General features: G+C 63.0%; 4 protein-coding genes and 1 pseudogene. 2 read left to right on the top strand and 3 right to left on the bottom strand.

Annotated elements, in window-relative coordinates; all coding sequences use genetic code 11:
• Positions 1 to 419: 419 nt before the first annotated feature.
• Positions 420 to 1571 carry an IS110 family transposase gene (locus HB376_RS40350; RefSeq protein ID WP_213769273.1) on the bottom strand — a complete coding sequence of 384 codons (1152 nt, stop codon included), beginning with the start codon at positions 1569 to 1571 and terminating at the stop codon, positions 420 to 422.
• A 188-nt stretch (positions 1572 to 1759) separates the two neighbouring features.
• On the opposite strand from HB376_RS40350, the pseudogene HB376_RS40345 reads away from it, so the two are divergent.
• Positions 1760 to 3721, top strand: a pseudogene (locus HB376_RS40345) (relaxase/mobilization nuclease and DUF3363 domain-containing protein).
• A 59-nt stretch (positions 3722 to 3780) separates the two neighbouring features.
• Here the strand turns inward: HB376_RS40345 and HB376_RS40340 are convergent.
• On the bottom strand, positions 3781 to 4458 hold the full coding sequence (locus HB376_RS40340; RefSeq protein ID WP_213769272.1) for a TetR family transcriptional regulator: 678 nt from the start codon (positions 4456 to 4458) through the stop codon (positions 3781 to 3783).
• Positions 4459 to 4584: 126 nt separating this feature from the next.
• Here HB376_RS40340 and HB376_RS40335 point away from each other — a divergent pair, with 126 nt between their 5' ends.
• The gene (locus HB376_RS40335; protein ID WP_213769271.1) at positions 4585 to 5568 is read left to right on the top strand and encodes a zinc-binding dehydrogenase; all 984 of its coding nucleotides are present in this window, start codon (positions 4585 to 4587) and stop codon (positions 5566 to 5568) included.
• 296 nt (positions 5569 to 5864) lie between these two features.
• On the opposite strand, the gene HB376_RS40330 is transcribed toward HB376_RS40335, so the two are convergent.
• Positions 5865 to 6506 carry an AraC family transcriptional regulator gene (locus HB376_RS40330; protein WP_346730680.1) on the bottom strand — a complete coding sequence of 214 codons (642 nt, stop codon included), beginning with the start codon at positions 6504 to 6506 and terminating at the stop codon, positions 5865 to 5867.
• Positions 6507 to 6627: the final 121 nt, after the last annotated feature.

The raw sequence follows: 6627 nt of genomic DNA, 5'->3' as shown, positions 1-6627 counted from the left end.
TCTATGGGGCATTGAAAGTCAAGCCCTTGGTGATCTGTTTGCCGTGGGTCAGTTACCTCCTTTGAGGGTACTGCAAGTTGTCCACGGCCGACCAGCGGGTCGCCTGTCACGACCACGACGCTGGCCGGCGGTGGACAACTTGCACAGGCTAGGGTGCCTGATTCATATTCGGAGTCCTTCTTATAAAGCCAAACTTCAACACGAGTTGGGTCGGAGTGTTTGATGTCCGGGCAACCGCCCCCGGACTAACTTCTATCCGTGCCGGCGCCAGGCCGGTCACCTCATACCGCATGCGCACAGCGCTGGAACCACTCCGTTACCGACGCGCCCCATCTAGAACTACGGCTACCCGTGGGGTAACCCGTGTAGTGCCCGGGCGCGCTGACCTTCAAGTCCTGTCGTGGATCGAAATTCGCCGCTCAAACCGCAACTGCATCACTGCCGGGTGGCTTGAGTGTTGCCCCGAGCGGAATCTCACCATGCTCCAGATAGCGCCACAAGGCGATCGACAGACGGCGCGCAAGCGCCACTATGCCGATACGTCGCATGCGCTTGCCGCCTCCCGCGAAGCGCTCATTGAACCACTGGCTCAACTGGCTGCTCGGCTGGAAGCGCAACCAGCTCCATGCGAGTTCGACCATCAGCCATCGCGCCGGTTTGTTGCCGGCCTTGCTGATACCCTGCTCGACCTCACTGGTGCCGCTCGAATAAGGCGTGGGCGCCAGGCCTAGGCAGCCGGCGACTTCCCGGCGGTTGTGAAACTGCCGCCAGCCGAACAGTTCCTTGACCAGGGTCCACGCACTTCCGGTGCCGATACCCGCAAGCCTCGACAGCACCGCGATCGCGGGTTGCGCACCGCTGCGCACCTGACGCTCCTGCTGCGCTTCAAGCATCCTGATCTGCCTGGCGACAAGCGAGAGCCGCTCGAACTCGCGCTCAATCTCGGCCCGCAAACCCGGCAACAGTTGCCCGGCCTGCTGAGCCCACCACGGCGCCCACGTGCGCCCACCGATGCGCTCGACCCGCAAGTTGTGCAACACCAGCAGCGAACGGATCCGGTTGCTGTGGGCGGTGCGCTCTTGCCGCAGACGCCCGAGTTCCCGATGCACGCGCCGCTCATCTTCCTGCTCGGGGGTCGGGATGCGTGCGATCGCCCACACCCGCCGCTCACCTCCGTAGTAGCGCATCAGCATTGACAGCAGCTTGTCGCTGTCGAGCCGATCCGTCTTCGCGCGGCGTGCCCGCCGGTTCACTTCGATACTGGCCGGATCCACCACCAGGTTGACGATGCCTTGATCGCTCAGCCAGCGGTGCAACCAGAAACCGTCCCGTCCGGCCTCGTAGCAGCTGCGAACCGGGGCATCGGCTGCGAGGTGGCAGCGCGCCTTGGCCTTGGCGATCGCCATCAGGACCGCTGTCGCGTCGCCGGCCGCCACCGTACACCGGCTCGGCGCGCGCACCCCATCACCCAGTGACAGCTTCCAGCTCTTATCACCTAATTCGAAGGCGACATACAGCCGGCCGACGATCGTTGTATCTTGCCCTCGAAGGGCCGTGTTAAGCGCGTCCATTTGCGTGCTCCTTTCGAAAAACGAGTGTCAGAATCCTCGTTTTACTCCAGGGAGCTTACTTTCGCTGGCCCCTTCCATAGTATCTAGGGAGTGGCAGCGTGCCGCGAAGGTGCGCAATGCCGCGTCGGCATTGGCGAAGTCGCGTGCTTCACCTGCTGGACTGCGACTCTCTTGGATGGAGCCGCAGCATGAGCAGCCGCGACGACGACCGTTTCCGCGTCCGGCCTGGTGTGCCGAAACAGCGCGGCGATGCCTTCATCAACAAGGTATTGCGCCAGACCGGCAAAGCCGGTGCCAAGCTCGGCAAGACAGCCCGCAAGGTTGGCCAGCGCCCTGGTTCCCGGCTGGGGTGCGGCCACGTTGCGGCCCGCTTTGCAGGTCGGGGACTTGGGGCGAACGCCCGGCGCGTGACGGTCAAGGCCCGTCTGGTCAATCTGGCACAGGCCGGGCCGCGCTCGGCCGCTGCGCACCTGCGCTACATCGAGCGCGAAGGCGTCGATCGCCAAGGCGGGCCAGGCCACGCCTACGGGCCGACGACCGACGATGCCGACCTCGAAGCGTTCAAGGAACGGGGCGCCGACGACCGCCACCAGTTCCGGTTCATCGTCTCGCCGGAGGATGCCGAACAGCTCGACGACCTGCGTACCTACACCCGGCACCTGATGGCGCGCATGGAGGCCGACGTGGGTACGCGGCTGGAGTGGGTCGCGGTCGATCACTGGAACACTGATAACCCGCATACGCACGTCGTCCTGCGCGGCAAGGACGACACGGGCAAAGACCTCATCATTTCCCGCGACTACATCGCCGAGGGGATGCGCCGCCGGGCATCCGAGCTGGCGACCGAATGGCTCGGGCCACGCACCGAGCTGGAGATGCAGCGCGCCATGTTGCGCGAAGTCGAACAGGAGTGATGGACGGGGCTGGATCGCGCCTTGCAGCGCGAGGCCGGCGACGATGGCTTAGTGCGCATCGAACGCTTTGCCGAACCCCGGTTGCAACGTCAGCGGCAAATGCTGATCGGTTGCCTGCAACACTTGCAGCGCATGGGGCTGGCGACCGAGCCGCAGCCCGGCGCGTGGGCTGTCCATGCCGATGCCGAGCCGACCCTGCGGGCGATGGGCGAGCGCGGCGACATCATCCGCACCATGCAACGTGCCACGAGCGGTAAGCAGCGCGAACTGGCGGTGTTCCAGCCCGGCGAAGACGGTCGCGCCGTTATCGGGCGCGTCGTCGGCAAGGGGCTGGCCGACGAGCTGTACGACAAGGGCTATCTGATCGTCGATGGCACGGACGGCAAGGCGCACTACCTCGCGCTGCCGCCTCGGTCAGAACTGGAGCAGTACCCGACTGGTGCCGTGGTGGAGTTGAAAGGCGCGGCCGACGTGCGCGCGGCCGACCGCAATATCGCCGCGCTGGCGGCCGATGGCATCTACCGCACCGATCATCATCTGGCCGTCGCCCAAGGCCAGGCCGCACCCGACCGCGCCCCGCGCGAAGTGGTAGCCGCGCACGTGCGCCGACTCGAAGCCCTGCGTCGTGCCTGCATCGTAGAGCGCGAGGCCGAAGGCGTCTGGCGCATCCCGGACGACTTGGCCGAGCGTGGCCGCCAGTACGACGCGCAGCGCCTCGGCGGTGGCGTTGCAGTGGAGCTGAAATCGCACCTGCCGATCGAACGACAGGCCCGCTTGATCGGTGCCACCACCTGGCTTGACCAGCAGTTGAACGGCGGTGGCAAGGGGCTGGGCGACCTGGGGTTTGGCGCCGAGGTCAAGGGTGCGCTGCGGGAACGCGCCGACTTTCTGGCCGAACAAGGCTTGGCCGAGCACCGCGGGCAGCGTATCGTCCTGGCGCGGAACCTGATGGCGACGCTGCGTGGGCGCGAGCTGGCGAAGGCCGCGAAGGACATTGCCGCCGAAACCGGCCTGGAGCATCGGCCCGTGGCCGATGGGCAGCGCGTGGCCGGCATCTACCGGCGCAGCGTCATGCTCGCCAGCGGGCGCTACGCCATGCTCGATGACGGCATGGGATTCAGCTTAGTGCCATGGAAGCCAGTGATTGAACAGCGACTGGGGCAGCAACTCGCCGCGACGGTGCGCGGCGGCGGTGTGTCATGGGAGGTCGGAAGGCAACGTGGCCCGCAGCGTTAAACGCTGCGGGGCTTTCCCTTGCAGCAGAGGAGGCGCCAACTGAATTATTTCCGCTTCCCTCACTTTTCTGAAGCGTTCCCCGAGCGCGGGACTGCCGTTCCCGCAAGCCCCACAGCGGTGGCTTGAAGCAGATGACGGAGACGAGGGCCGAAGTCGAGTGCAACGTGCCCCCATTCCGGTACTTGTTCGTATAGCCGGGCGAGCGTCGGCGTCGGATGTGATACCTGCCAGAAGCCGGCAGCCAGCATGATCGTCGTCGCCAGCAAATTCTGGATCTGTTCGGTGGTCATGCTGCTGACCTGAACCAGCGCGGCCACGATGTCGTCATGGGCGGCGAACGCGTTAGTCTTGTAGCGGCGAGCGCGCTCCATGTCCACGCTACCCTCCAGACTCAGCGTCACATGGGTTAAGAGGTCGCAGAAGACCGGGAGAGAGGTGATGGTATCGGCAACGACTTCTGCAACATCCTTCGGCTCCAAGCCCGTCTGATCACCAAGCCCGGCTCTGATCGCATCGCGCCACTGGCACCAGCCACGCTCCGCCAGTTCGAGGAACAGCTCCTCCTTGTTTGCGTAATAGCGGCGCACGCCCGTTCGGTGCAAGCCCGCATGGTCGGTAACCGCCGCGACCGTCACGAAGCGCACGCCTCCCAGCTCCAGAGCAAGGAACTCGGCTGCGTCGAGCAAATCCTCGGAACGCTGCTGCTTGTCTTCGATTGAACGGGCTCTCTCTCTCATACTTTGATGTTAACGCATCTGAATGTGCGTTACATGGGGAGCCGTGGTATCTTCCACTTAACACATCGCTATGTGCGTTAAAAGCTGACGCACGTTCCCACAAATTGTTTCACAAAGGAAAGTCCTATGAAGGCCGTTCAAGCCACCCAGTTCGGAGATCCAACGGTCCTCGTCGTTACGGAGTTGCCTGATCCGACACCCGGCCCGGGTGAAATCGCCATCGACGTCACCCATGCTGCGGTCGGGCTTGTCGATGTCTTCTTCCGTCAGGGGCTCTTCAAGGACGTGCCGGGAATGGCTCGGCCACCCTTCATTCCGGGTCTTGAAGTGGCAGGTACGGTGCGTGCCCTTGGCGAGGGCGTGACCGGGTTCACGATCGGCGAACAGGTCGTCTCGATGTCGGCCGGTGCCGGCACCGGCGGCTATGCCTCCGTGTACATCGCCCCGGTGCGCGGCGTCGTGTCAATCGAAGGCACCGGCATCGATCTGGCGCTCGCTGTCGCGGTCATACCCAACGCGGCGATGGCGCATGTCGCCCTGACCCAGGTTGCGCATCTGTCCAAAGGCGAGAGCGTCCTCATTCATGGCGCGCTCGGCGGCTTTTCCGCTGCGTTTCCGGGGATTGCCAAGCAGCTCGGTGCATCTCGTGTGGTGGGCACAGTACGCACGAGCAAGCTGGATGCCGCGGCGAACACGAAGCTGCCATATGACCGGATCGTCGATTCCAACGAATTGCCAGGAATTCTCGGCGACGAGAAGTTCGACATCGTCATCGACCCTGTCGGTGGCGCAGTCCGCAGCCACAGCTTCGCGTTGATGAAGCCAGGTAGTCGGCTCATCGTCGTTGGGAATGCCAGCGGTGATTGGGAACACCAAGTAAAGACCAACGACCTCTGGCTCGGCAGCTCGACCGTGTCCGGGTTCAATGCAGGCGCCTACCTACCCACGCATCCAGATGTGATCCGTCCCGCGCTTGAAGCCGCGTTGAAGATGGTTGTTTCGGGACTGGGCAAGACAGCGATCGACGTGCTTCCGTTCGAAAAGGCTGCTACTGCGCACGAACGGATGGAAAGCCGTTCGCTCAATGGCCGCATCGTCCTCACGCCGTAGGCCGCATCTTCGTTCTAAGTGCAGAACGAATCCGAATGGCGAGCAAGCGACATGAAAGTTCGGCAACTTCGCTGCGTTATAGCTGTAGCCGAAGAACCAGCCCTGCCGCAGTGGCCCTTCGATCAGTTAACAGCACGAAGGTGAGGAGGTCCCCGGAACAGAATCCAAGGCGAGGCGAGTCCTCGTTCGTTTCTCGAAGCTGCAGCGCTCAGCGTATGTCCGCGTGCTTGCGGCCATGTCCGACTAGGGGACGGGGTGCTAAGAGCACAGCAAGCGGGTTGCTTGCCGTGCATTACTCAAACATCGAACGGCAATTCCCTCATCTCCATGGAGTTGCGCTTGGGCGGTATGCCGAACGTCCATGAATAGTCACGGCTGAACTGCGAAGCGCTTTCATAACCTAACTGATAGGCCGCTTCGGAGACATTGACCGAATCGGCAATCATCAACCGGCGGCCCTCCAGCAAGCGTAACTGCTTCTGGAATTGCAATGGGGTCATCGACGTCAGTGCCCTGAAATGCTGGTGGAACGACGATGTACTCATCCGTGCGGCATCCGCCAGTTGTTCGATCCGAACGACCTGCCGATAGTTCTCACGAAGCAGGCGGATGGCGCGTGCGATCCGCTGGGTGTGGCGGCCCGACATCGCAAGTTTGCAAATTTCTCCGGCACGCGGACCACTCAATAGCCAGAAACAGATCTCCCGCATCATCGACGGAAAGAGCACGGAGAGCGCTTGCGGTTGGTCGAGGAGCTTGACCATGCGTAGCAGGCAATCCGCCAGGGCTTCTCCGATATCCAGTACGAACACGCCCATGCCGCTCTCGTTGTCGGCATGGGGTGGCGTTTGCATCTGTCCCATGACCTCGCGCATGACATCGGCTTCGAGATCAGTCGTCATGCCCAGAAACGGCTGCGCCGCATCGGCCTGGGTGATGCCACCTAACAGGCTGCGGAAATACAGGCCGACTTTACTGAGCCATGAGCGTGATCAGAATTTTCAGCGGGGGATTTCTCATAGTTTGGAATATGGACCGGTTAATTTCGGTTTTCGGACT

This window comes from Caballeronia sp. dw_19 (assembly GCF_018449515.1).
GTDB lineage: Bacteria > Pseudomonadota > Gammaproteobacteria > Burkholderiales > Burkholderiaceae > Caballeronia.
The sequence above is the reverse complement of the archived record's forward strand: the minus strand, read 5'-3'. Positions and strand labels throughout refer to the sequence as shown.